Source organism: Streptomyces sp. NPDC026092, from assembly GCF_040638605.1.
Classification (GTDB): Bacteria; Actinomycetota; Actinomycetes; order Streptomycetales; family Streptomycetaceae; genus Streptomyces.
This window is the reverse complement of record NZ_JBEZYN010000005.1, coordinates 363,165-387,204: the sequence shown is the minus strand read 5'-3', so window position 1 is coordinate 387,204 and position 24,040 is coordinate 363,165. Positions and strand designations below refer to the sequence as shown.

At 70.6% G+C, this 24,040-nt stretch carries 17 protein-coding genes and 2 pseudogenes; 10 read left to right on the top strand and 9 right to left on the bottom strand.

The window, feature by feature from the left end; all coding sequences use genetic code 11:
- Positions 1–44: 44 nt before the first annotated feature.
- From AB0F56_RS11210 to AB0F56_RS11200, 3 genes and pseudogenes are all read right to left on the bottom strand, one after another.
- Positions 45–308: a hypothetical protein gene (locus AB0F56_RS11210; RefSeq protein ID WP_362006889.1), complete on the bottom strand. Its 264-nt coding sequence runs from the start codon at positions 306–308 to the stop codon at positions 45–47.
- 857 nt (positions 309–1,165) lie between these two features.
- Positions 1,166–1,375 (bottom strand): DUF397 domain-containing protein, encoded by a 210-nt coding sequence (locus AB0F56_RS11205; protein ID WP_362006886.1) that lies wholly within the window; start codon positions 1,373–1,375, stop codon positions 1,166–1,168.
- Positions 1,362–1,520 (bottom strand): annotated as a pseudogene (locus AB0F56_RS11200) (DNA-binding protein); the annotation flags it as partial. The gene AB0F56_RS11205 and the pseudogene AB0F56_RS11200, both read right to left, overlap by 14 nt.
- Before the next feature lie 32 nt (positions 1,521–1,552).
- Between AB0F56_RS11200 and AB0F56_RS11195 the strand changes: the two are divergent.
- The 3 genes and pseudogenes from AB0F56_RS11195 (at position 1,553) to AB0F56_RS11185 (ending at position 5,686) form a co-directional block, all read left to right on the top strand.
- A pseudogene (locus AB0F56_RS11195) lies at positions 1,553–1,811 on the top strand (hypothetical protein).
- A gap of 123 nt (positions 1,812–1,934) precedes the next feature.
- Entirely contained in the window at positions 1,935–4,160 is a 2,226-nt protein-coding gene (locus AB0F56_RS11190; RefSeq protein WP_362006883.1) for an ATP-dependent RecD-like DNA helicase, read from the top strand.
- A gap of 236 nt (positions 4,161–4,396) precedes the next feature.
- On the top strand, positions 4,397–5,686 hold the full coding sequence (locus AB0F56_RS11185) for a citrate synthase (RefSeq protein WP_362006880.1): 1,290 nt from the start codon (positions 4,397–4,399) through the stop codon (positions 5,684–5,686).
- Positions 5,687–6,079: 393 nt separating this feature from the next.
- Here the strand turns inward: AB0F56_RS11185 and AB0F56_RS11180 are convergent, their stop codons facing one another.
- Entirely contained in the window at positions 6,080–8,305 is a 2,226-nt protein-coding gene (locus tag AB0F56_RS11180) for a heavy metal translocating P-type ATPase (RefSeq protein ID WP_362006877.1), read from the bottom strand.
- A 95-nt stretch (positions 8,306–8,400) separates the two neighbouring features.
- Positions 8,401–8,634, bottom strand: coding sequence for a cation transporter (locus AB0F56_RS11175; protein WP_362006875.1), 234 nt, complete (start codon positions 8,632–8,634; stop codon positions 8,401–8,403).
- 154 nt (positions 8,635–8,788) lie between these two features.
- On the opposite strand from AB0F56_RS11175, the gene AB0F56_RS11170 reads away from it, so the two are divergent.
- Complete coding sequence (locus AB0F56_RS11170) at positions 8,789–10,003, top strand: cation:proton antiporter (protein WP_362006873.1); 1,215 nt, start codon at positions 8,789–8,791, stop codon at positions 10,001–10,003.
- Here the strand turns inward: AB0F56_RS11170 and AB0F56_RS11165 are convergent.
- Positions 9,981–10,676: a TetR/AcrR family transcriptional regulator gene (locus AB0F56_RS11165; RefSeq protein ID WP_362006870.1), complete on the bottom strand. Its 696-nt coding sequence runs from the start codon at positions 10,674–10,676 to the stop codon at positions 9,981–9,983. The two genes, AB0F56_RS11170 and AB0F56_RS11165, sit on opposite strands and share 23 nt — an antisense overlap.
- Before the next feature lie 308 nt (positions 10,677–10,984).
- Between AB0F56_RS11165 and AB0F56_RS11160 the strand changes: the two genes are divergently transcribed.
- Positions 10,985–13,168 (top strand): MMPL family transporter, encoded by a 2,184-nt coding sequence (locus AB0F56_RS11160; RefSeq protein WP_362006972.1) that lies wholly within the window; start codon positions 10,985–10,987, stop codon positions 13,166–13,168.
- Between the two features lie 4 nt (positions 13,169–13,172).
- On the opposite strand, the gene AB0F56_RS11155 is transcribed toward AB0F56_RS11160, so the two are convergent.
- Together AB0F56_RS11155 and AB0F56_RS11150 are read right to left on the bottom strand one after the other, a co-directional pair.
- Entirely contained in the window at positions 13,173–13,370 is a 198-nt protein-coding gene (locus AB0F56_RS11155; protein ID WP_362006869.1) for a MerR family transcriptional regulator, read from the bottom strand.
- 248 nt (positions 13,371–13,618) lie between these two features.
- Positions 13,619–14,527: a sugar phosphate isomerase/epimerase gene (locus tag AB0F56_RS11150; RefSeq protein WP_362006867.1), complete on the bottom strand. Its 909-nt coding sequence runs from the start codon at positions 14,525–14,527 to the stop codon at positions 13,619–13,621.
- 137 nt (positions 14,528–14,664) lie between these two features.
- Between AB0F56_RS11150 and iolC the strand changes: the two genes are divergently transcribed.
- From iolC to mmsA, 5 genes are all read left to right on the top strand, one after another.
- A complete protein-coding gene (gene iolC, locus AB0F56_RS11145; RefSeq protein WP_362006865.1) occupies positions 14,665–15,648 on the top strand; it encodes a 5-dehydro-2-deoxygluconokinase in 984 nt (327 codons plus the stop codon).
- Positions 15,649–15,905: 257 nt separating this feature from the next.
- Entirely contained in the window at positions 15,906–16,847 is a 942-nt protein-coding gene (locus tag AB0F56_RS11140) for a deoxyribose-phosphate aldolase (RefSeq protein WP_362006969.1), read from the top strand.
- On the top strand, positions 16,844–17,686 hold the full coding sequence (iolB, locus tag AB0F56_RS11135) for a 5-deoxy-glucuronate isomerase (RefSeq protein WP_362006863.1): 843 nt from the start codon (positions 16,844–16,846) through the stop codon (positions 17,684–17,686). The genes AB0F56_RS11140 and iolB overlap by 4 nt, the downstream gene beginning before the upstream one ends.
- Before the next feature lie 7 nt (positions 17,687–17,693).
- The gene (iolD, locus tag AB0F56_RS11130) at positions 17,694–19,562 is read left to right on the top strand and encodes a 3D-(3,5/4)-trihydroxycyclohexane-1,2-dione acylhydrolase (decyclizing) (RefSeq protein ID WP_362006861.1); all 1,869 of its coding nucleotides are present in this window, start codon (positions 17,694–17,696) and stop codon (positions 19,560–19,562) included.
- Positions 19,563–19,576: 14 nt separating this feature from the next.
- On the top strand, positions 19,577–21,079 hold the full coding sequence (mmsA, locus tag AB0F56_RS11125) for a CoA-acylating methylmalonate-semialdehyde dehydrogenase (RefSeq protein ID WP_362006858.1): 1,503 nt from the start codon (positions 19,577–19,579) through the stop codon (positions 21,077–21,079).
- Between the two features lie 76 nt (positions 21,080–21,155).
- On the opposite strand, the gene AB0F56_RS11120 is transcribed toward mmsA, so the two are convergent.
- Positions 21,156–23,762 carry a hypothetical protein gene (locus AB0F56_RS11120; RefSeq protein ID WP_362006855.1) on the bottom strand — a complete coding sequence of 869 codons (2,607 nt, stop codon included), beginning with the start codon at positions 23,760–23,762 and terminating at the stop codon, positions 21,156–21,158.
- Positions 23,763–24,040 lie beyond the last annotated feature (278 nt).

Here is a 24,040-nt window from a genome sequence, read left to right as displayed (position 1 = left end):
GGACGGGCCGGTGGCGTCAGGGGGCACCGGCCCGTAAGGCTATATCAGTAGCACAGCCACTTGGTGATGTAGGTGGTCTCGCCCGACTTCATGACGCCGCGCACGCACCAGTCGGGGTTGGTCGTGTAGTAGCGCGTAGCGCTCGCGTACTTGCCGGTGACGGCAGTTTTCGTGGCGATCCAGTCCGTCGGGTGAACCGTCCCCTTCGGGGTCTTGAACTGGGCGCCCAGGGTGACGGTGGTGTTGCTGCCCCGGTACTTGTAGTAGCTGACGGTGAAGTCTCCGGCGACACCGGCGGGCTTATTCACGCACAGCTGCCCATTCGTGAGGTCTCCGCATCCTTTCGGGGTCGCGCTCGCCATGGGGGCGGTCACAAGCCCCACCCCGGCCATCACGAATATTCCGATCAGGATCGTAAGAATCCTACGCATTGAACGCCTCCCCCGAATCCTCTCCCGTTCCGGGAAGGGATTCCGATAAGTCCTTTGGTCGTTGGTGACGGTAGCGTGCCCCCGAGGTGAGCTGCAAGTACAGATGATCATGCGGCGATGCGTTTTGGATGCTTCGAAGTGCCGAATTTTCGGGGGTGGTCGGGTGTCAGGCGGCAGTCGCCGGGTGTATTGATTGGCTTGATCTGTCTGATTGGCTTGTTCTCGTCTTTATGGGCAGCGCCGATCCGTCCAGCTCTTATGCCGACGAAAGGGGAGGGTGCTCGGTCCCGCTCGCAAGGACTTTGGGTGCAGAATTCAGAGCAGCCGTCCGGAATCGCTGCTTCCCCGTGATCGCGCGAGGAATGGGCGAGCGCCCCTGTGAACCGCTCGACTTCGGGCGGGGTACGGATCGCCGGGTGGTCATCGGGTCCGCCGGAGAGCGGCCGGTGGGGCATGAGTCCCGGCCCGCCCACCTCCATCACACGCTGAGCGCCGCCGTCACCGCACCATTCGACTGCGTCTTCCGCCGACCGGGCCGCAGGCGCCGAGCTCGGCCCAGGTGTGAGGGAGTCCCCGCGTGGCCTTGCCCGGGCCGTCCTCCGGGTGTGAAAGGGCGGGTGGACGTGGTGGGGCAAGGGTGGCCGTAGGCATCGCGCAGCGACGCGGCGGAGGAGCGCCCTTGAGGTGCTGCTTAACCCGCCACTCTCGGCGAGAGGGAGGCCGACGCAGACCGGTTAGCGGTTGAGCCCCGCGACGAACGTCGCCCATGAGGAGGCCGAGAAGACCAGGGCGGGGCCGGTGGGGTTCTTGCTGTCCCGGACGGGAATGTCGACGTGGCCGAGGGCAACCTCAAGGCATTCACCCTGATCGCCGCCGCTGTAGCTCGACTTGTACCACCCCGTGAGGGAGGACGAGCCGACGACGGTGCGCTCACTGCTGACCATGTGCGTGTTCCTCTGCTGCTGCCCTGACCAGGGCCAGTGACTCCTGTTGCGACAGTGCATCGCTCAGCGCAAGAGCGTAGGCCGTGCGACTGGCGTTCACCAGGGACGGGTCGTCCATCAGATTGCCCGTGAGGAACGCTTCCACCACGAGGTGGCCGCGTGAGCGGCGAGGCGCGGATGCTGCCCTGGACGGGTGAGGAGGGCAAGCCGTGCTACCTGGTGGGCGACGGGGACGGCTGTCTGTCGCGGCTCGCGGACGGCATCGAGAGTGTCCAGCTCGGCATGGCGGGCGACCTGCTGGGCCACGCTGACGAAGCTGCTCGCCGAGCGGCGGGCGAGCAGCGGCGAGTTGCGCTACCTCGCCTTCCGGCTCGCCGAGTCGCTACGGGACGTCAAGCGGGTCGCGGAGAGCCGAGGGGCCCGTCTCCGAGGGTAGAGCGGATGGGCAAGGGGCTGCCGCTTCGCTGAGGGGGCAGATGGTGCACGGTGCCGGTGACCGCCGGCACGGGCCCACCTGACACGCCCCCGCGATGTCCGAGGCCTTCGCTACCGTCGAGGCATGTCCAACGAGGGTCGGGGTCACGGTCACGCGGTGCTCGAAGGGGTGCTTGAGCGGGTCACGTACGCCAACGAGGAGAGCGGGTACACGGTCGCCCGCGTCGACACCGGGCGCGGTGGCGGCGATCTCCTCACGGTCGTCGGGGCGCTGCTCGGGGCCCAGCCGGGGGAGTCGCTGCGGATGGAGGGGCGTTGGGGCTCCCATCCTCAGTACGGCAGACAGTTCACGGTCGAGAACTACACGACGGTGCTGCCCGCCACCATCCAGGGCATCCGCCGCTATCTCGGCTCCGGGCTCGTCAAGGGCATCGGCCCCGTCTTCGCCGACCGCATCACCCAGCACTTCGGCCTGGACACCCTCGACATCCTCGAAGACGCCCCCGGGCGCCTCATCGAGGTGCCGGGGCTCGGCCCCAAGCGGACGAAGAACATCACGGCCGCGTGGGAGGAGCAGAAGGCCATCAAGGAGGTCATGGTCTTCCTCCAGGGCGTCGGCGTCTCCACCTCCATCGCCGTGCGGATCTACAAGAAGTACGCGGACGCCTCGATCTCCGTCGTCCGCAACCAGCCCTACCGGCTCGCCGCCGACGTCTGGGGCATCGGCTTCCTCACCGCCGACCGGATCGCCCAGGCCGTCGGCATCCCGCACGACAGCCCCGACCGGGTCAGGGCCGGGCTGCAGCACGCCCTGTCGCAGTCCAGCGACCAGGGCCACTGCTTCCTGCCCGAGGAGCGGCTCATCGCCGACGCGGTGAAGCTGCTCCAGGTCGACACGGGCCTTGTCATCGAGTGCCTCGCCGAGCTCGCGGCGGACCCCGAGGGGGTCGTACGGGAGTCGGTGCCCGGGCCCGAGGGGGAGCCGGTCACGGCCGTGTACCTGGTGCCGTTCCACCGCGCCGAACTGTCCCTCGCCGGGCAGCTCGGCCGGCTGCTCCGGACCCCCGAGGACCGCATGCCGGCCTTCCAGGACGTCGCCTGGGACAAGGCGCTCGCCTGGCTCGCCGACCGCACCGGGGCCTCGCTCGCGCCCGAGCAGGAGGAGGCGGTCCGGCTCGCCCTGACCCGTAAGGTCGCCGTGCTCACCGGCGGCCCCGGGTGCGGGAAGTCCTTCACGGTCCGCTCGATCGTGGAGCTGGCCCGGGCCAAGCGCGCCAAGGTCGTCCTCGCCGCGCCCACCGGCCGGGCCGCCAAGCGCCTCGCCGAGCTGACCGGCGCCGAGGCCTCGACCGTCCACCGCCTCCTGGAACTGAAGCCCGGCGGGGACGCGGCCTACGACCGGGACCGGCCGCTCGACGCCGACCTGGTCGTCGTGGACGAGGCGTCCATGCTCGATCTGCTCCTCGCCAACAAGCTCGTCAAGGCCGTGGCACCCGGTGCACACCTCCTCCTCGTCGGGGACGTGGACCAGCTGCCGTCGGTCGGCGCGGGGGAGGTCCTCGGCGATCTGCTCGCGCCCGACAGCCCGGTTCCGGCCGTCCGGCTGACCCGGATCTTCCGGCAGGCCCAGCAGTCCGGGGTCGTCACCAACGCCCACCGGATCAACGCCGGCGAGCCGCCCGTCACCACCGGTCTGCCGGACTTCTTCCTCTTCGTGGAGGACGAGACCGAGGACGCCGCCCGGGTCACGGTCGAGGTGGCCGCCCGGCGGATTCCCGCCAAGTTCGGTCTCGATCCGCGCCGGGACGTGCAGGTTCTCGCCCCCATGCACCGGGGCCCGGCCGGCGCGGGCGCGCTCAACGGACTGCTCCAGCAGGCCGTCACGCCCGCCCGCCCCGACGTGGCCGAGAAGCGGTTCGGCGGCCGGGTCTTCCGCGTCGGCGACAAGGTCACCCAGATCCGCAACAACTACGAGAAGGGCGCCAACGGCGTCTTCAACGGCACGGTCGGCGTCGTGACCTCGCTCGACACCGTCGAACAGCGCCTGACCGTACGCACGGACGAGGACGAGGAGGTGCCGTACGACTTCGACGAGCTGGACGAGCTGGCCCACGCCTACGCCGTCACGATCCACCGTTCGCAGGGCAGCGAGTACCCGGCGGTCGTGATCCCGGTCACCAACAGCGCCTGGATGATGCTCCAGCGGAACCTGCTCTACACGGCCGTCACCCGGGCCAGGAAGCTCGTCGTCCTGGTCGGCTCCCGCAAGGCGATCGCCCAGGCCGTACGGACGGTTTCCGCAGGCAGACGCTTCACCGCACTGGCCCACCGGCTCTCGGCAGCCGGGTGATCTGCCGTGCGGCAGCCTGCGAAGCTCCCGTGCGGCGGCCGGGTGGCGACGGTGCGAAAGGCCACCCCGGACTTCCGGAAGCGGGGCGAAGGGGGCAAGATGAGCAGGTTGGCGGCACTGAGTGCCGCCAATTGGCCCAATGGTCGACCCCGAGTGCACTCTCCTGAGCCAAATGGGGGATGGTAGAGACAGTCAGGGCACCTCGAAGAAGAGGCACTACGTCGGTGAGGGATGACGTGAGCGACAACTCTGTAGTACTGCGGTACGCGGACGGTGAATACACCTACCCGGTGGTCGAGAGCACCGTCGGCGACAAGGGCTTCGACATCGGGAAGCTCCGAGCCCAGACCGGTCTGGTCACCCTGGACAGCGGATACGGCAACACCGCCGCCTATAAATCCGCGATCACCTACCTCGACGGCGAGCAGGGCATTCTGCGGTACCGCGGCTACCCCATCGAGCAGCTGGCGGAGCGCTCCACCTTCACGGAGGTGGCGTACCTGCTGATCAACGGTGAACTCCCCAAGGTCGACGAGCTCGCGACCTTCAAGAACGAGATCACCCAGCACACGCTGCTGCACGAGGACGTCAAGCGCTTCTTCGACGGGTTCCCCCGGGACGCCCACCCGATGGCGATGCTCTCCTCCGTGGTCTCCGCGCTGTCCACCTTCTACCAGGACAGCCACAACCCGTTCGACGAGAACCAGCGCCACATCTCCACGATCCGGCTGCTCGCCAAGCTCCCGACGATCGCGGCGTACGCCTACAAGAAGTCGATCGGCCACCCCTTCGTCTACCCGCGCAACGACCTCGGGTACGTCGAGAACTTCCTGCGCATGACCTTCTCGGTCCCGGCCCAGGAGTACGAGCTGGACCCGGTCGTGGTCTCCGCGCTCGACAAGCTGCTCATCCTCCACGCGGACCACGAGCAGAACTGTTCGACCTCCACCGTCCGTCTGGTCGGTTCGAGCCAGGCGAACATGTTCGCGTCGATCTCCGCCGGCATCTCCGCCCTCTGGGGTCCGCTGCACGGTGGCGCCAACCAGTCGGTCCTGGAGATGCTCGAGGGCATCCAGGCCAACGGCGGCGACGTCGACTCCTTCATCAACAAGGTGAAGAACAAGGAGGACGGCGTCCGCCTGATGGGCTTCGGCCACCGGGTGTACAAGTCCTTCGACCCGCGCGCCAAGATCATCAAGGCGGCGGCGCACGACGTCCTCTCCGCGCTCGGCAAGTCCGACGAGCTGCTGGACATCGCGCTCAAGCTGGAGGAGCACGCGCTCTCCGACGAGTACTTCGTCTCGCGCAACCTCTACCCGAACGTGGACTTCTACACGGGCCTCATCTACCGCGCGATGGGCTTCCCGACCGAGATGTTCACCGTGCTCTTCGCGCTCGGCCGGCTTCCGGGCTGGATCGCCCAGTGGCACGAGATGATCAAGGAGCCGGGTTCCCGCATCGGCCGCCCGCGCCAGATCTACACCGGCGAGGTCCTGCGCGACTTCGTCCCGGTCGAGGGCCGCTGAGCCTCGGGCCGCAGGCGCGCCTTCGCCGCGCCGCCGCGCAACGAAAAGCGCCCCGCTGTCGATCCCCCCACGGGTCGACGAGCGGGGCGCTTTCCATATCCCCGGTGCGGATTCCCCCCACGGGATCCGGGCCGGGCGTCTGCCGGGTTCAGCAGAAGCTACGCGGGCGGTCTGCCGGGGTACGTACGTACGGGAGGGCCGCTCAAAGCTCCCCGGTGCACGTGCCCCGGCCAACGCTGCTGCCTGAGACGTCCCCCAAGACATCCCATGAACGTCCCCCAAGACGTTCTTGGCATCGCCCACTTAGACTCGCGAACGGCCCGAATGGTTACCCCTAAATATCTGTGATCTAGGTCTCTTTGTGAAGGTCCTGTGCGTCACGTGTAGGTGAATTCACGTGAAGCGCCGAAGTCGCAGGCTGTTTGTCACGACAAAGACGGACGAAAAGGCCATGGCCAATCCGGCGATCATCGGGTTCAGCAGGCCGAGGGCGGCCAGCGGGAGCGTCGCCACGTTGTAACCGAACGCCCATCCCAGGTTTCCCTTGATCGTCGCCAGGGTCCGGCGGGCGAGCCGGATGGCGTCCGCAGCCACCCGCAGGTCCCCGCGGACCAGCGTCAGATCGCTCGCCTCGATCGCGGCGTCCGTCCCGGTGCCCATCGCCAGGCCCAGATCGGCGGTGGCGAGCGCGGCGGCGTCGTTCACGCCGTCCCCGACCATCGCGACCGTCCGGCCCTCCGCCTGGAGGCGGCGGACCACCTCGACCTTCTCCTCCGGCAGGACCTCGGCGAAGACCCGGTCCGCGTCGATGCCGACCTCCGCCGCCACCGTCTCGGCCACCGCCCGCCCGTCGCCGGTCAGCAGGACCGGCGTCAGGCCCAGCGCCCGCAGCCGCGTGACCGCCTCTGCGCTGGTCTCCTTGACGGCGTCGGCGACCGTGAGCGCCCCGCGCGCCCGCCCGTCCCAGGCGACCTGTACGGCCCCCGGCTCCGGCACTCCGGGCACCTCGATGCCCTCGGCCGCCAGGAGCGCCGATCGGCCCACCAGGACGGCGTGGCCCTCGACCGTGCCGCGCACCCCGAGGCCGGGCACGTTCGCGAAGGACTCCGGTACGGGCAGCTCGCCGAGCTTCTCGGCGGCGCCGGCCGCGACCGCCCGGGCCACCGGGTGCTCGGAGGCGTGCTCCAGGGCGCCCGCGAGGCGCAGCAGCTCGGCCTCGTCCACGCCCTCGTACGCGTACACCTTCGTCAGCCGCATCCGGCCGGTCGTGACCGTGCCCGTCTTGTCGAGCACGACCGTGTCGACGCGCCGGGTGGACTCCAGGACCTCGGGCCCCTTGATCAGGATGCCGAGCTGCGCGCCGCGCCCGGTTCCGACCATGAGCGCGGTCGGGGTCGCGAGACCCAGGGCGCAGGGGCAGGCGATGATCAGTACGGCGACGGCGGCGGTGAACGCGCCGGTGGTGTCCTCGACCACGAACAGCCAGGTCAGCAGGGTGGCGAGGGCGATGTAGAGGACGACGGGCACGAAGACGGCCGAGATCCGGTCGGCGAGGCGCTGCACCTCGGCCTTGCCGTTCTGGGCGTCCTCGACCAGCTTCGCCATCCGGGCCAGCTGGGTGTCCGCGCCGACCCGGGTCGCCTCGACGACGAGCCGTCCGGAGGTGTTGAGGCAGCCGCCGGTGACCGGGTCGCCTGCCGTCACGTCGACCGGGACGGACTCGCCGGTGAGCAGGGAGGCGTCCACCGCGGAGGCGCCCTCCACGACCGTGCCGTCGGTGGCGATCTTCTCGCCGGGGCGGACCACGAAGCGGTCGCCGGCCCGCAGCTCGGCCACCGGCACCCGTACCTCCGTACCTCCCCTCAGAACGGCCACGTCCTTGGCGCCGAGCTCCATCAGGGCGCGCAGCGCCGAGCCGGCCTTCCGTTTGGCGCGGGCCTCCAGATAGCGGCCGAGGAGGATGAAGGTGATGACCCCGGCCGCGACCTCCAGGTAGATCGCGGACGCGCCTTCGCCGCGGTCGACGGTGAGGTCGAAGCCGTGGCGCATGCCCGGCATGCCCGCGTCGCCGAAGAACAGCGCCCACAGCGACCAGCCGAAGGCGGCCAGCGTGCCGACGGAGACCAGGGTGTCCATGGTCGCCGCGCCGTGCCGGAGGTTGGTCCAGGCGGCGCGATGGAACGGCAGCCCGCCCCAGACGACGACCGGCGCGGCGAGGGTCAGGGAGAGCCACTGCCAGTTGTCGAACTGGAGGGCCGGGACCATCGCGAGCAGCACGACCGGAGCCGACAGCACGGCCGAGACCGTCAGGCGGCGGCGGAGCGCGGTCAGTTCGGGGTCCTGCGCCCGAGTGCCCTCCGGGGTGTCCTCGGGGCCCGGGGCCGGCGGCGCGGGCTCCTCGGCGGTGTATCCGGTCTTGACGACCGTGGCGATCAGATCGGCGACGGCGGTCTCCGGCGGGTGCGCGATCCGTGCCTTCTCCGTCGCGTAGTTGACGGTCGCCGTGACGCCTTCCATCCGGTTGAGCTTCTTCTCGACGCGGGCGGCGCAGGAGGCGCAGGTCATCCCGCCGATGACGAGCTCGGTCGTCTCGGTGGCGGTCGCGGTGCTCGGAGTCATGTGCGGTTCCAAAGGGGAGCAGGGCCGTACCGGTCAACGGTACGGCCCTGCGGGGGTGGTTCGGGAGTCGGTCCGGACGAGAGGCTCCAGGGGCCCTAGGCCTGGTCGACGAGCTCGTAGCCGGCCTCGTCGACGGCGGCGCGGACGTCCTCCACGTCGAGGGCGGTCTCGGAGACCACGGTGACCTGGCCGGTGGAGGCCACGGCCTTGACGGAGGAGACCCCGGCGATCTCGGAGATCTCGCTGGAGACCGCGCCCTCGCAGTGCCCGCAGGTCATTCCCTTGACCTGGTACACGGTGGTGAGTTCGGTCGTCGTCTCGGCGGTCATGACGGTCTCCTCTTCGAGGGCGTGCTGGTGCGGACTCGTACTGAAACACAGCTTATACCCCTAGGGGGTATAAATTCCACTCCGGTGGCGATGCGACGTGGGTTCGGGGAGGTCACCCTGCGCGCCGGGGCGCCAAGGGTGATAGATACCCGATATGTCGCATTCGGGGACCACGTTGATCCTGATCATGTCGATCGCCGTCCTGGCGCCGCTGCTCGCCCACGCGGCGGGGCGCCGGCTGCCCGTCCCGCTCGTCATCTTCGAGATCCTGCTCGGCATCCTGATCGGCCCCGACGTCCTCGGCTGGGCGCACACGGACGCCCTCGTCGACGGACTCTCGCAGCTCGGGCTCGCGATGCTGATCTTCCTCGCGGGGTACGAGATCGAGTTCGGGAAGGTACGGGGCGACACCCTCAAGCGCTCGGTGTGGGCGTGGCTGATCGCCCTGGCGCTCGGCCTCGGGACCGGGGTGCTCCTCGGTGACGGCTTCCACAACGGCGTCTTCATCGGTGTGGCGCTCACCAGCACCGCGCTCGGCACCGTCCTGCCGGTGCTGCGCGACGCGGGCGAGCTGCAGGGCCGGTTCGGCTCGGTGGTGATGGCCTTCGGCGCGGTGGGGGAGTTCGGGCCGATCATCGCGATGGCGCTGCTCCTGAGCGGCCGGGGCGCGGCCGAGTCCACGGCGCTGCTCGCCGTCTTCGCGGCGCTCACGGCGGGGGCCGTCTTCTGGGCGCTCAGGCCGCGGCCGCCGTGGTTCTCGACGGTCATCCGCAAGACCCTGCACACCAGCGGCCAGTTCGCGGTCCGCTTCGTCTTCCTGCTGCTCGCGCTGATGCTGGGCGCCTCGCAGGCCCTCGGGCTCGACGTGCTGCTCGGCGCGTTCGCCGCCGGAATGATCACCCGGCTCGTCCTGACCGGTGCCGCGCCGGAGGCGGGCCCGGCGATCCTGGAGAAGGTCGAGGCGGTCGGCTTCGGCTTCCTGGTGCCGGTCTTCTTCATCGTCACCGGTATCGAGTTCGACCTGGCCTCGCTGCTCGACGGCGGCCGGACGCTGCTCCTGCTGCCGCTCTTCCTGCTGCTGTTCCTGGTGGTGCGCGGCGGCCCGGTCTGGTTCCTGGCCCCCCGCGACCTGACGCGCAAGGCGCGCGGAGCTCTCGTGCTCTACGAGTCCACGGCCCTGCCGCTCGTCGTCGCGATCACCACCATCGGCGTGGACGACAAGGCGCTCTCGGCGGGCGAGGCGGCGGCGCTGGTCGGGGCCGGGATGCTCTCGGTCCTCGTCTTCCCGCTCGTCGCGCTGAAGATCCGGGCGGGGGCGGGCGAGAAGACCCTGCCGAAGGACGCGATCAGGGGGTCGGAGTCGTGGTGACGGTCTTCCCGGGGTCGAGGGCCGAGTCGACGACCGGGCCGACGACCGAGCCGACGACCGCCCCGACGATCGGGTCGAGGTAGCGGAAGAGCACCCGCTTCAGCTCGGCGGAGGCGGCGTCCCGCTCCGGGCCCTCGGGCGCGGCGAGGACCAGGGCGAGGCCGCCCTTGAAGACGGCGAAGGTCATGTCGGCGACGAGGGCACGCTCCGCCTCCGGCATGTCCGGGATGTAGTGGCCCAGCAGGTCCCGGATGCGGGCCAGGAGGGAGACGTGCAGGGCGTCGTGTTCCTCGGCGATCCGGCCGGGGACCTCGGAGCCGTGCATCAGGGCGAGGAAGGCCGGGTTCTGGCAGTTGAACTCGATCATCGGGTCGACGACGGCGTCGAGCATCTCGGGCAGCGGCAGCGCGAGGTTCTCCGGCGTGAAGGCCTGACCGTGGGCCTCCCGCATCTCGTGCAGGAGGCGGTCGCCGAGCTCGATCGCGATGGCTTCCTTGTTGGGGAAGTACTGGTAGAGCGTGCCCGGCGAGACGTGCGCCTCGCGGGCGATGGCGTTGGTGCTGGTCGCTGTGTACCCCTGCGCGCAGAAGACGTTCGCGGCGGCCTGGAGCAGCTGCGCGATGCGGCGCTCGCCGCGGGCCTGGCGGCGGCGCGGCTTCGGTTCTTCGGACATGGCTGTCCACAGCCTCCTCGACGCGATTGACAAACGCGAGTGGTCGCTCGCATTCTTGGAAAACGCGAGCGGTCGCTCGTGTTTGCCAGTTTATGGCAATGGTCGACCCATGCGGCCTGCCGGGGAGCGGAGCGCACGGGTCAGGTGAAGGGGACACGGCGTCATGGCCGAAGTCAAGAAAGCATCGCCTGATCAGGCGGGTCCGCCGGGGGGGTTCTCCGGTTGGGTCGGTGGGCCGGTCGCCGGGTGGGCCTGCGGGCAGCCCCAGGGACGGGGCGTGGACGCGGTTCGTGACGGCGCGGCCGCGGATGTCCCTGCTGGTCGCGCTCGTGATCACCGCGCTCGCCGTCCTCGCGGGTGGCGGTGTCGCCGACCGGATGGGCAGCGGCGGCTGGGAGGACCCGGACGCCGAATCCACGTACGCGACCCAGGTCCTGGAGCGGGAGTTCCCCGCCTCCCAGCCCAACCTGCTGCTCCTCGTGGACGCGGGGAAGGGCAAGGTCGACGATCCCGCCGTGGCCGCCGAGGCCCGTCGGCTCGCCGAGCGGCTCGACGCGGAGCCGGGTGTGAGCGGCATCGGCTCGTACTGGGGGACCGGCGCCCCGGCCCTGCGCTCCGAGGACGGCCGGCAGGCCGTGATCGCCGCCCGGGTCGAGGGCGACGAGAAGGCGGCCGGCGAGATCCTGGAGCGGATCGCCCCGGAGTACCGGGGGACGCGCGGGCCGGTCGAGGTCTCCCTCGGCGGTCCGCTGGCCGTGCAGCACGAGATGCAGACGGTCATCCAGGAGGACCTGCTGCGCGCCGAGCTGATCGCCCTGCCCGTGACGCTCGTCCTGCTCGTCATGGTCTTCGGCAGCGCCGTCGCCGCCCTGCTCCCGTTGGGGATCGGCATCGTGGCCATCCTGGGGACGAACGCGGTGCTGCGCGGTCTCACGGAGTTCACCGACGTCTCGGTCTTCGCGCAGAACCTCACCACCGCCCTCGGGCTCGGACTCGCCATCGACTACGCCCTGTTCGTGGTCCGCCGCTTCCGCGAGGAGCTCGCCGCCGGGGCCGAACCCCGGACCGCGATCGGCATCACGCTGCGCACCGCCGGGCGGACGGTCATGTTCTCGGCGCTCACCGTCGCCGTCTCGCTCGCCGCGATGCTCGTCTTCCCGCAGTACTTCCTGCGCTCCTTCGCCTACGCGGGCATCGCGGTCGTGCTGCTCGCGGCGGCGGCCGCGCTGATCCTGCTGCCCGCAGCGCTGCTGCTGCTCGGCGACCGGGTCAACGCGCTCGACCTGCGCCGCCTGTTCCGCCGCCGCGCCGCTTCGGGGCCGGAGGGCAAGAGCACGGAGGACGGCGAGGCCGGGGCCGGGTGGGCGCGGACGGCGGCGCTCGTCATGCGGCGGGCGCCGGTGTTCGCCGTGGCCACGGCCACGGGTCTGATCCTCCTCGGACTGCCCTTCCTGGGCGTGAACTTCGGCACGGTGGACGACCGCCAGCTGCCCACCACCGCCGAGTCCCGGGTGGTCCAGGACGAACTGCGCGCGGGCTTCCCCGGCCGCCCCGGCGGCGGGCTCACCGTCCTCGCCGAGGGCGGCGCCACCCCGGACGCGTACGCCGGGTACCGCGAGCGGATCCAGGCCCTCGACGGGATCGTCCGGGTGGACGGCCCCGTGACCGCCGGCACGGGCGGCGGCGCGGGGAACCACGCGTACTTCACCGTGGTGCCGGAGGGCGAGGGCGTCGGCGAGACCGCCCAGCGCGTGGTGGGTGAACTGCGGGCCACGCCCGCCCCGTTCGACACCTCGGTGACCGGCCAGGCGGCCGTGCTCGTCGACTCCAAGGACGCCATCGCCGACCGGCTGCCCTGGGCGCTGGCGATCGTCGTGATCGTCACCCTGGTCCTGGTCTTCCTGCTGACCGGCAGTGTGGTGATCCCGATCCAGGCCGTCGTCCTCAACGCCCTCAGCCTCACGGCGATGTTCGGCGCGCTCGTCTGGGTCTTCCAGGAGGGGCACCTCTCCGGGCTGCTCGGTTTCACCCCGACCGGCGACATCGAGACGAACCTGCCGGTGCTGATGTTCTGCGTCGCCTTCGGACTCTCCATGGACTACGGCGTGTTCCTGCTCTCCCGGATCAAGGAGGAGTACGACGCGACGGGCGACCACGACCACGCGGTCCGCTTCGGGCTGCGCCGCACCGGCGGCCTCATCACCGCCGCCGCCGTGATCCTCGCCGTCGTCATGGTGGCCATCGGCACCTCCCGGGTGACCAACACCAAGATGCTGGGCCTCGGGGTCGCGCTCGCGGTGCTGATGGACGCGATGGTGGTCCGCAGCCTGCTCGTGCCCTCCGTGATGAAGCTGACCGGCCGGCTGACCTGGTGGGCGCCGGGTCCGTTGCGCCGCTTCCACGACCGGTTCGGGATAAGCGAGGGCGGCGCCCCGGCGACGCCGCCCCCCGCGCCGGTGGCCGAACGGGACAAGGAGCCCGTCGGAGGCTGACGGATCAGTCCCGGCGGTTCCGGTTGCCGGGGCGGTTGGCCACCCAGGAGTGGATCGTGTCGGCGTACCAGAAGGGCTTGCCCGACTCGACATGGTCCGGCGGTGGCAGGAGGCCGTGCTTCCGGTAGGAGCGGACGGTGTCCGGCTGCACCTTGATGTGCGCGGCGATGTCCTTGTACGACCAGAGCCGTCGGTCCGTCATGGGTGGCACCTCCCTGCCCGCCTCGCAGCGGCGCGGCGGGGGTGCCGTTCGGGGGAGCTGCGGGGCGGACGCTGGCGATCACTGAGCCTGTGCCCCCTGCAACGACCCCTTCCAACGGGAGGAGAGCGGCTGTCGAACGGCTGTGACGTAAAGCCCGCGTAATGGAGACATGTGTGACGACAGGAGGACGGATGTGACGTAGGTGACGCATGGTCACATCGGCGTGGCGGAAGGCGCTTCGGCGGTTCCTACGCTCCGCAGGAGCGCAGGAAGCGGCGGGTGCGGACCGCGATGGGGTAGGGCTTGTCGGGCTCGCACGGGTACATGTCCTGCTCGACGATGGCGAAGAGCTCCACGTCGAGCGCCTGCGCCGCCGCCAGGACCGGTTCCAGGGCGGGCACGCCCGAGGGCGGCTCGCACATCACGCCCCGGGCCACGGCCGGGCCGAACGGCACCTCGTCGGCGATCACCCCGGCGAGGACCTCCGGGTCGACCTGCTTGAGGTGGAGGTAGCCGATGCGTTCGCCGTACGTCTCGATCAGCTTGACGCTGTCGCCGCCGCAGTACGCGTAGTGCCCGGTGTCCAGGCAGAGGGAGACCAGGTCCGGGTCGGTGGCGTCGAGGAACCGGGCCACGTTCTCCTCGCTGTCGATGTGGGTGTCCGCGTGCGGGTGGACGACGATCCGCAGCCCGAAGCGGTCCCGGACCTCCCGGCCCAGACGCTCGGTCAGACCGGTGAGATCGCGCCACTGTTCGGGGGTGAGCGTGCGATCCTCCAGGACCTCGCCCGTCTTGTCGTCCCGCCAGAAGGACGGGATGACGACCAGGTGCTCGGCGCCCATCGCCCGCGCGAGCGCCGCGTTGTCCGCGACATGGGCCCAGGTCTTCTCCCAGACGGCCGGGCCGTGGTGCAGCCCGGTGAAGACCGTGCCCGCCGAGACCCGCAGGCCCCGGCGGCCCGTCTCCTCGGCCAGGACGGCGGGATCGGTGGGGAGATAGCCGTACGGGCCGAGCTCGATCCACGCGTAGCCGGCTTCGGCGACCTCGTCGAGGAAGCGCTGCCAGGGGACCTGCCGGGGGTCGTCGGGGAACCAGACACCCCAGGAGTCCGGGGCGGAGCCGATACGGATACGGGACAGCGGCGACGGCTTCGTCATGACAGCCACCTTGACCGCGCCCGGAACGACGGTCAAGACGCGTCGCGACGCTCGTCCGAATGTAAGGACATAGCGTTGACAGGGTTCGGGGCGGACGGCTAGACCTGGGTGCGGGGCCGAGGTGAGAGGTGGCGCGCGTGGATGCGGAGCCGGAGCCGTACGAGCTGATCACGATGGGGCGCCTCGGGGTGGACCTCTACCCGCTCCAGGTCGGTGTTCCGCTGGCCCGGGTGGAGACCTTCGGGAAGTTCCTGGGCGGTTCGCCCGCGAACGTCGCCGTCGCGGCGGCGCGGCTCGGCCGGCGGACGGCGCTGGTGAGCCGGACGGGGGCGGACCCGTTCGGGGAGTACCTGCACCAGGAGCTGCGGGGCTTCGGGGTCGACGACCGGTGGGTGACGGCGGTCGGGGAGTATCCGACGCCGGTCACGTTCTGCGAGATCTTCCCGCCCGACGACTTCCCGATCCACTTCTACCGGCAGCCCAAGGCGCCGGACCTGGAGATCCGCCCGGAGGAGCTGGACCTCGCGGCGATCCGGGCGGCCCGGGCGTTCTGGGTGACCGGGACGGGGCTGAGCGTCGAGCCGAGCCGGACGGCGACGCTGGGCGCGCTGCGGGAGCGTGGCGGCGCGGACTTGACGGTGCTCGACCTGGACTGGCGTCCGACGCTCTGGCCCGACCCCGCCGAGGCGGGACCGCTCTACCGGGAGGCCCTGGCCTCGGCCACGGTCGCCGTCGGGAACCTGGACGAGTGCGAGGTCGCGACGGGGGAGCGCGAGCCGTACGCGGCGGCCCGCGCGCTGCTCGCCGCCGGGGTACGGCTAGCGGTCGTCAAGCAGGGCCCCAAGGGCGTCCTCGCCCTGTCGGCCGACGGGGAGGGCGCGGAGGTCGCGCCCCTGCCGGTCGACGTGGTCAACGGCCTCGGCGCGGGCGACGCGTTCGGCGGGGCGCTCTGCGACGGGTTGCTCGCCGGCTGGGACCTGGACCGCACCCTGCGCCGGGCCAACGCGGCGGGCGCCATCGTGGCCGGCCGCCCCGCCTGCTCCCCGGCCATGCCCTACGCCGACGAGATCGACCGGGCCCTCACCACCGGAACCGGCACGCTCCCGGAGCGCACCCCATGACCCACGACCCCGCCGACACCTGGCGCACCCGAGCCGCCCACCGCCGCGCGGGCGGTCCGAAGGCGGCATCGCCGCCCGTCCCTTCCGGTCCCTCCGGTCACTCCAGCACTTCCGACCCCTCGCCGTTCGCGGGGGAGAAGGACACCCCGACCAGCTCCGGGGCAACCCCGCGCACCCCTGAGCCCCCCAACACCCCCGCCCCCGACCCCCTCCGCCGCGCCGCACACCCTTCTCCGCCGAGGCGGTTCGCGCGGGCCGTGCCCGTCGCCGGGGGGCCCGAACCCGTTGACGTCGAGTGGCTGGTCGGGGTGCGGGCGCGGCGGCCCGAGGCTGTGGCCGAGGCGGCGGCGCGGCGGCGGACGCGGGGGCTGTTGGCGGAGCGGGACCGGCTGCTGATCGTCGCCGCCGACCACCCCGCGCGGGGCGCCCTCGGGGTCGGGGCGCGGCCGTACGCGATGGCCGACCGCGCCGACCTCCTCGGGCGGCTGCGGCTCGCGCTGTCCCGGCCCGGCGTCGACGGCGTCCTCGCCTCCGCCGACATCCTCGACGACCTCCTCCTGCTCGGCGCCCTGGACGACCGCCTCGCCGTCGGCTCGATGAACCGCGGCGGCCTCGCCGGCGCCTCCTTCGAGCTCGACGACCGCTTCACCGGCCACCGCCCCCAGGACCTCGCCCGGCTCGGCTTCGACGCCGGCAAGCTGCTGCTGCGGATCGACCCGGACGACCCCGGTTCGCTCGACACCCTGCACGCCGCCGCCCGTACCGTCGACGAGATGGCCGCCCTCGGCCTGCCCGTCTTCGTCGAGCCCTTCCTCTGCCACCGCGACCACGACGGCAGGCTCCACAACGACCTCTCCGCCGAGGCCGTCATCACCTCCCTCGCCGTCGCCTCCGGCCTCGGCGGCACCTCCGCCTACACCTGGCTCAAGGTCCCCGTCACCGACCACCCCGAGGACATGGCCCGCGCCCTCGCGGCCACCACGCTCCCCACCGTCCTCCTCGGCGGAGACCCGGGTCCTGGTCCGGACGCCCAGGACGTCACGTACGAGAAATGGCGCACCGCGCTGCGCCTGCCCACCGTCCGGGGCCTGGTCGTCGGCCGCGCCCTGCTCTACCCCGAGGACGGCGATGTGGCCGGAGCCGTCGATACCGCTGCGCGGCTGCTGCGCGAGACGGTAGGAAGGACCCTGCACGCGTGAACGATCACCACCAGCCCCACGATCACCACCAGCACCACCGGCTCCATCTGCCCGCCGGGAGCGCCTCCCACGGGCCGTACACGCTCCACGTCGACCCCGAGCGGGCCGGCTGGGAGCACTCCGCACTGCGCGTCCTCGACCTCGCTCCAGGAGCCACCCATCTCCTGGACACCGGGGAAAGCGAGTGGATCGTACTTCCGCTGACCGGCGGCTGTACGGTGCAGATCGACGGCCAGACGCTTCAACTCCTGGGCCGCGAGAGCGTGTTCGGCGGAGTGACCGACTTCGCCTACGTGCCCCGCGACGCACGGGTCCAGATCGCCTCCGGTGCGGGAGGCCGCTTCGCTTTGGCAGGAGCGAAGTGCGAGCGACGACTCCCCGCCCGCTACGGCCCCGCGCCGGAGGTACCCGTCGAGGCCCGCGGCAGCGGCAACCAGGCCCGGCAGGTACGGAACTTCGCCGCCGCCGGCGTCTTCGAGGCCGACCGTCTGATCGCCGTCGAGGTGATCACCCCCGGCGGGAACTGGTCCTCCTACCCGCCCCACAAGCACGACGAGCACCGCCCCGGCGTCGAGTCCGAGCTCGAGGAGATCTACTACTACGAGATCGCCGGCGACGGAGTCGGCTACCAGCGGATCTCCCCGTCCCGGCCCGGCGGCGCCGACCTGCTCGCCGAGGTCCGCACCGGCGACGCCGTCCTCGTACCCGACGGCTGGCACGGCCCGTCGATCGCGCAGCCGGCCCACGCCATGTACTACCTGAACGTGATGGCCGGACCAGGACCGGACCGGGAGTGGAAGATCTGCTTCCACCCGGACCACACGGAGGGATACAGGTGAGGCCGCAGTGACCACGCTGACCGTCGCACAGGCCCTGACGCGGTTCCTCGCCGCGCAGTACACCGAACGCGACGGCGTCCGCCGCCGGTTGATCGCCGCGACCTGGGGCATCTTCGGCCACGGGAACGTCGCCGGGATCGGCCAGGCACTCGTCGAGTACGCCGACGAGATGCCGTACCTCCAGGGCCGTAACGAACAGGCCATGGTGCACGCCGCCGTCGGCTACGCCCGCCAGTCCACCCGGCTCTCCGCGCACGCCGTGACCACCTCCATCGGCCCCGGCGCCACCAACCTCGTCACCGGCGCCGCGCTCGCCACGATCAACCGCCTCCCGGTCCTGCTCCTGCCCGGCGACACCTTCGCCGGCCGCCCCGCCGACCCGGTCCTCCAGCAGCTGGAAGTCCCGTACGCCGGCGATGTGTCGGTCAACGACTGCCTGCGCCCGGTCTCCGTGTACTTCGACCGGATCACCCGCCCCGAGGCGCTGATCCCGGCCGCGCTCGCCGCCGCGCGGGCCCTCACCGACCCCGCCGGGACGGGGGCGGTCACCCTGGCCCTGCCGCAGGACGTGCAGGCGGAGGCGTACGACTGGCCGGAGGAGTTCTTCGCCGAGCGGGTCTGGCGGGTGCGCAGGCCGGTGCCGGACGACACCGAGCTGGAGGCGGCGGCCGACGCGATCGGCCGCGCGACCCGGCCGCTGATCGTCGCGGGCGGCGGCGTCAAGTACAGCGGCGCCGAGGAGGCGCTCGACACCTTCGCCTCCCTGACCGGCATCCCGGTCGCCTCCACCCAGGCCGGCAAGGGCGCCCTGCGCCACGACCACCCGCAGGACGTCGGCGCCGTCGGGCACACCGGCACCGCGGTCGCCGACCACCTGGCCCGCACGGCCGACGTGGTCATCGGCGTCGGCACGCGCTGGACCGACTTCACCACCGCCTCCGGAACCCTGTTCACCCACCCGGACGTCCGGTTCGTGAACCTCAACATCGCGGCCTTCGAGACGCACAAGATGGCCGCGCTGCCGCTGGTCGCGGACGCCCGCGAGGGTCTTGAGGGCCTCCACGCGCTGCTCGACCCGCACCATGTCGCCGAGCACTACGTACACGAGTACGCGGAGGAGAAGCTCCGCTGGGAGCAGCGGGTCACCGCCGCGTACACCGCCGCCGACGAGGAGGCCAGGCCGACCCAGGCGCAGGTCCTCGGCGCACTCGACACTCTGGTGGACGCCGGCGACATCCTGATCAACGCGGCAGGCTCGCTCCCAGGCGACCTCCACAAGCTGTGGCGGGCCCGGTCCTCGGACCAGTACCACGTCGAATACGGGTACTCGTGCATGGGCTACGAGATCCCGGCGGCGATCGGCGTGGCGATCGCCGCGCCGGGCAGACCGGTGTGGGCGCTGGTGGGCGACGGTACATACCTGATGAATCCCACCGAGATCGTGACAGCCGTCCAGCAGGCTCTGCCCCTGAAGGTGGTCATCCTGCAGAACCATGGGTACGCGTCCATCGGAGGGCTTTCCGAGGCGGTGGGAGGTGAGCGCTACGGCACCGCGTACCGCTTCCGGGCGAGGGACGGCGGTTTCACCGGCGCGCCGCTCCCGGTCGACCTGGCGGCCAACGCGGCCTCTCTCGGGATGCGCGTACTGACCCCCCGTACCGTACGTGACCTGCGAGAAGCTCTCGCCGACGCGCGGTCGTCCACGGTCCCCACATGTGTCTACGTGGAGACCGAAACGGCAGACACTGTGTCGGGCCCGCCTCCCGCCCAGGCATGGTGGGATGTGCCCGTGGCCGAGACCTCGACCCGCCCGTCGGCGGTCAAGGCCCGGGAGGAGTACGACCGGCACGTCACCGCCCGACGCCGCCATCTCTGAAGGAGCAATTCGTCATGACGAAGACCGTCAACCACTGGATCGGTGGCAAGACCGTCGAGGGTGCGTCGGGCAACTGGGGCCCGGTCACCGACCCGGCCACCGGCGCCGTGACCACGCAGGTGGCGCTCGCCTCGGTCGACGAGGTCGACGCGGCGGTGGCCGCCGCGAAGACCGCGTTCGAGACCTGGGGCACGGCGTCCCTGGCACAGCGCACCACGATCCTGTTCAAGTTCCGCGCGCTCCTCGACGCCAACCGGGACGCGATCGCCGAGCTGATCACCGCCGAGCACGGCAAGGTCCACTCGGACGCGCTGGGCGAGGTCGCCCGCGGTCTGGAGATCGTCGACCTGGCCTGTGGCATCACCACCCAGCTCAAGGGCGAGCTGTCGACGCAGGTGTCGAACCGCGTCGACGTGGCCTCGATCCGCCAGCCGGTGGGTGTCGTGGCCGGCATCACGCCGTTCAACTTCCCGGCGATGGTGCCGATGTGGATGTTCCCGCTCGCCATCGCGTGCGGCAACACCTTCATCCTCAAGCCGAGCGAGAAGGACCCCTCGCCGTCCCTGAAGATCGCGGAGCTGCTCGCGGAGGCGGGGCTGCCGGAGGGCGTCTTCAACGTCGTCCACGGCGACAAGGTGGCGGTGGACCGCCTCCTGGAGCACCCGGACGTCTCGGCGATCTCCTTCGTGGGCTCGACCCCGATCGCCCGCTACATCCACACCACGGCCTCGGCGGCGGGCAAGCGCGTCCAGGCCCTCGGCGGCGCCAAGAACCACATGCTGGTCCTCCCGGACGCGGACCTGGACGCGGCGGCGGACGCGGCGGTCTCGGCGGCGTACGGCTCGGCCGGTGAGCGCTGCATGGCGATCTCGGCGGTCGTGGCGGTCGGCGCGATCGGCGACGAGCTGGTGGACAAGATCCGCGAGCGCGCCGAGAAGATCAAGATCGGCCCCGGCAACGACCCGACCTCCGAGATGGGCCCGCTCATCACGGCCGTCCACCGCGACAAGGTCGCCTCGTACGTGAAGGGCGCGGCCGACGAGGGCTGCGAGGTCGTCCTCGACGGCACGGGCTACACGGTCGACGGCCACGAGAACGGCCACTGGATCGGCCTGTCCCTCCTGGACAAGGTCCCGACGTCGGCGAAGGCGTACCAGGACGAGATCTTCGGCCCGGTGCTGTGCGTGCTGCGCGCGGAGACGTACGAGGAGGGCGTGGCCCTCATCAACGCCTCGCCGTTCGGCAACGGCACCGCGATCTTCACCCGCGACGGCGGCGCGGCCCGCCGCTTCCAGCTGGAGATCCAGGCGGGCATGGTCGGCGTGAACGTCCCGATCCCGGTCCCCGTCGGCTACCACAGCTTCGGCGGCTGGAAGGACTCCCTCTTCGGCGACCACCACATCTACGGCAACGACGGCATCCACTTCTACACCCGCGGCAAGGTGGTCACCACCCGCTGGCCGGACCCGTCGGAGGCCCCCGCAGGCGTGGACCTGGGCTTCCCCCGCAACCACTGACGCACGCGTCTTGACCCCCGCCGGCTCGGCCGGCGGGGGTCTCTTCCTGTGCCGGGGCGATCCGCCTGTGCCGAGGTCAGCCGGCGTGACGGAAGCCGGCCGGCACCCTGGTCCTGACCGTGGCGAGGAGCCGCCACACCCCGTCCGGTTCATGGAGCCCGTGCAACGCTCGGCTGAAGGCCAACTCATGGTCCTCGGGATCGAGCTGGTCACGCAGCGCCCGCCAGGTGCTCTCGTAGTCCGCACACGCCTGATGGACCGCGGCCTGCATCACGAAATTCGGGAACGTCCCGCTGTGCTTGACCGCCTCCACCCACTGATCGCTTCGGAGGATGGGTGACAGCGAGTTGGACGGCCCGCCGATCGCCCGGCTCAGAACTGCCAGCCGCTCCTCGACGATTCGCTCGAATCCCTTGAGGCTCTCCTTGGCCTCCCCGATGTCGGACCACGTCGCCTCGTCCAGGAGGTCGTCCAGCTCGGGCAGCTTCGACGGGAGGCCGTACTTCGCCAGCAGTGTCGAGTCCGCGAGCGCCCGGACGGTCTGCAGGAGCTTCGCCCGGTCGCGCCAGTCCCGGCCTTGATTGGCGGCCACCCGATGGACGCACTGCCAGACCAGCTTCTCGGTGACGAACCACTGGGCGATCAGGTGCGACTCGGCGGGCAGGAGCTTCCCGCGCAGGCGCCACGTGTGTTCCATGACCTGCGCGGTGCCTCCCAGCAGTTGCTGGTCGTACGCCATCATCTCGGCCCACACCGGACGCTGTGGCCGGTCGCGATCGGGCGCCTCATGGGGATACGTCTCGCGTTCGAAGCGTACGAATCGGGGGCTCGGGCGCAGCCATTCGAGATCAGGATCCTCGGTGAGCAGCCAGGAGCGCATGAGGGGGTGATAGCTGTTCAAGTCCGCTCTCGCCGCACCCTCGAGTTCATCCACGGCTTTCACGGCGAGGTCGTCCCGCTTCCGCTCGTCCGTATGGCCGCTCATCGCCACCGCGTAGACGCATGCCGTGTTGTACCTGTCCTGCCAGGGCCGAGGCGGCCACAGGCGCCAGCTCCTGAGCCGCTCCGTCGTCCGCCGCCAGATCCACCAGCCTCGCGCCTGCTCCACGCGCTTCGTGAGTTCCTCCGCCGTCACAGGCCAATGGACGTCATTGCGCAATCCCTTGACCTTGCCTGCTGCGGTCTGATCCACGGCCCATCCCAGCCGCAGACGCGCCCACACGTCTCGATTGAGTCGGAGGGATGTCCATGTGAGCCCTCTGCTCCGCCGCTTGTCGGGACGCTTGAGGAATCGGAGGATGGGGTAGTCGCAGGCGAGTTGGTACATCTCCTCCTCGCAAGCAAGCTGAAATATCAGACTGACCGTCTTCTCGTCGAGACCCTCCTCTCCCAGCGCGCCCTCGAGCCACTCGCGTGCATCCGCTTCGGTGTAAATGGGCCACTTTCTTCCGGGCGGCGTGAGATAGACGACCGACCGCCAGTACCTCTCGACGAGCGCGGGAGCCAGTGACTTGCGAATCTCCTTCCGGGTGTGCGCGCGCCGCGGGCACTTGCGGTAGTCGGCGGGATCCACGGTCGGCCTGCACCACTGATAGGCGGTACGTTCGGCCATACCGAGCACGACGGCATAGCGGAAGCGCGCTTCGAGCAGGCCGTTGCGCCACCATCGGTAACGCTTGCAGAGGAATCGACGTGGATTCCAAGCTCCCCTGCTCAGGCGGGTGTTCCGCTCCTCTCTGCTCTGCCCGTCCAGGAGGATCGCTCCGTGGTACGTCTCAAGAGCATCGAGATGCAACCACAACTTCTCCTGTGTCCCCGCGATCTGAGTGCGCAGGTGAATGTTGGTGGGATCGAGCCGTAGTGCCGCGTAATAGCGGTCGAGGGCATCGTCGAATTTCCGGTCCTGGCTGAGCTCCCTCGCCTCCTGGTAGGCGGCGAACAGCTCGGGCGGGAGATTCCGGCCGCGCCATTCCTGCCAGGGCGCCCCCCGGCTCGCCTGGGTGACCGGCACCAGTGCGGCCATCACCCAGTACCCTGCGGCCTGGACCGCTTCCTCCCATGTCGGTTGCCACCGTGTTTCTGTGCGGCTGCCTCTCAACGCATAGGAGGTGACGGTGACGGTGACGCCGTACCTGGGCTCCTCCGTCCGTACGCGCAGAATTCCCCGCACCGTGTAGGCGACCTTCGGCCGAAGGCGACTGAACAGACGCAGGATGCTCGTCCCCAGCTTCTTCGGCTCGAGATCGATGTCGCCGAGCAGGTCGAGGAAGCTCTCCGCCGGGGATTCGGCGGGGAGCGCGGACGGGGGATAGAGGTTCGTTTCCGACAACTGCTTACGCAATTGGGCGGTGAGACCCTCCAGGCACGGTTCGCCTTCCGTGGTCGAGGAGACAAGTTGCTGCACGTCCACCGGACCGGGCTTGAACGCGTTGCGCTGGAGCATCCAACGGCGCACGGTCATGAAGGTGAAGAGCAGGAGCAGCAAGCACAACAGACGGAGACTCAGTTCGGCTCCGTTCTTGCCCCCCGTCACGACCCGCGCGGCGCCTTCGAAGAACCACATGAACCCCTCGGACACGGCCTCGAGCCACGGGGGCCAGCTCTCCTTGGCATTCCAGGCCGGATGCATCCCACCCACACCGCAGACAGCGGTAATGAGAAGAACAACGGAGAGAATCGCCAAAGCCCCTGCACGCTTCACGTGGGGTACCGGCAACGATGCCGAATCGATCGGGTGGTGCCGCTCGGAACGAGAGGGCATATCGGCCTCTGGTGGTCCTAGTCGTCACCTCCCAGTCTTCTCCTCATTCCGGCGGGAGCCAAGTCGAACAGAGCGGCAGGGGCTCGGCCGGACATCGGACCGCTGACGCGGGCCGTGCTCGCAGCCCGCGTCACCGCCCGACCTGTGGACGTCAGGGCCGACCCCGCTGTGGTGGAGAGTCCCGCGCCGATGTGGGCCGC

Bases quoted from the DNA above. Each gene is read 5' to 3' on its own strand.
- AB0F56_RS11205 (WP_362006886.1), bottom strand. From the start codon at position 1,375: ATGGTCAGCAGTGAGCGCACCGTCGTCGGCTCGTCCTCCCTCACGGGG.
- AB0F56_RS11190 (WP_362006883.1), top strand. From the start codon at position 1,935: ATGTCCAACGAGGGTCGGGGTCACGGTCACGCGGTGCTCGAAGGGGTG.
- AB0F56_RS11180 (WP_362006877.1), bottom strand. From the start codon at position 8,305: ATGACTCCGAGCACCGCGACCGCCACCGAGACGACCGAGCTCGTCATC.
- AB0F56_RS11175 (WP_362006875.1), bottom strand. From the start codon at position 8,634: ATGACCGCCGAGACGACGACCGAACTCACCACCGTGTACCAGGTCAAG.
- AB0F56_RS11170 (WP_362006873.1), top strand. From the start codon at position 8,789: ATGTCGCATTCGGGGACCACGTTGATCCTGATCATGTCGATCGCCGTC.
- AB0F56_RS11165 (WP_362006870.1), bottom strand. From the start codon at position 10,676: ATGTCCGAAGAACCGAAGCCGCGCCGCCGCCAGGCCCGCGGCGAGCGC.
- AB0F56_RS11160 (WP_362006972.1), top strand. From the start codon at position 10,985: ATGTCCCTGCTGGTCGCGCTCGTGATCACCGCGCTCGCCGTCCTCGCG.
- AB0F56_RS11155 (WP_362006869.1), bottom strand. From the start codon at position 13,370: ATGACGGACCGACGGCTCTGGTCGTACAAGGACATCGCCGCGCACATC.
- AB0F56_RS11150 (WP_362006867.1), bottom strand. From the start codon at position 14,527: ATGACGAAGCCGTCGCCGCTGTCCCGTATCCGTATCGGCTCCGCCCCG.
- mmsA (WP_362006858.1), top strand. From the start codon at position 19,577: ATGACGAAGACCGTCAACCACTGGATCGGTGGCAAGACCGTCGAGGGT.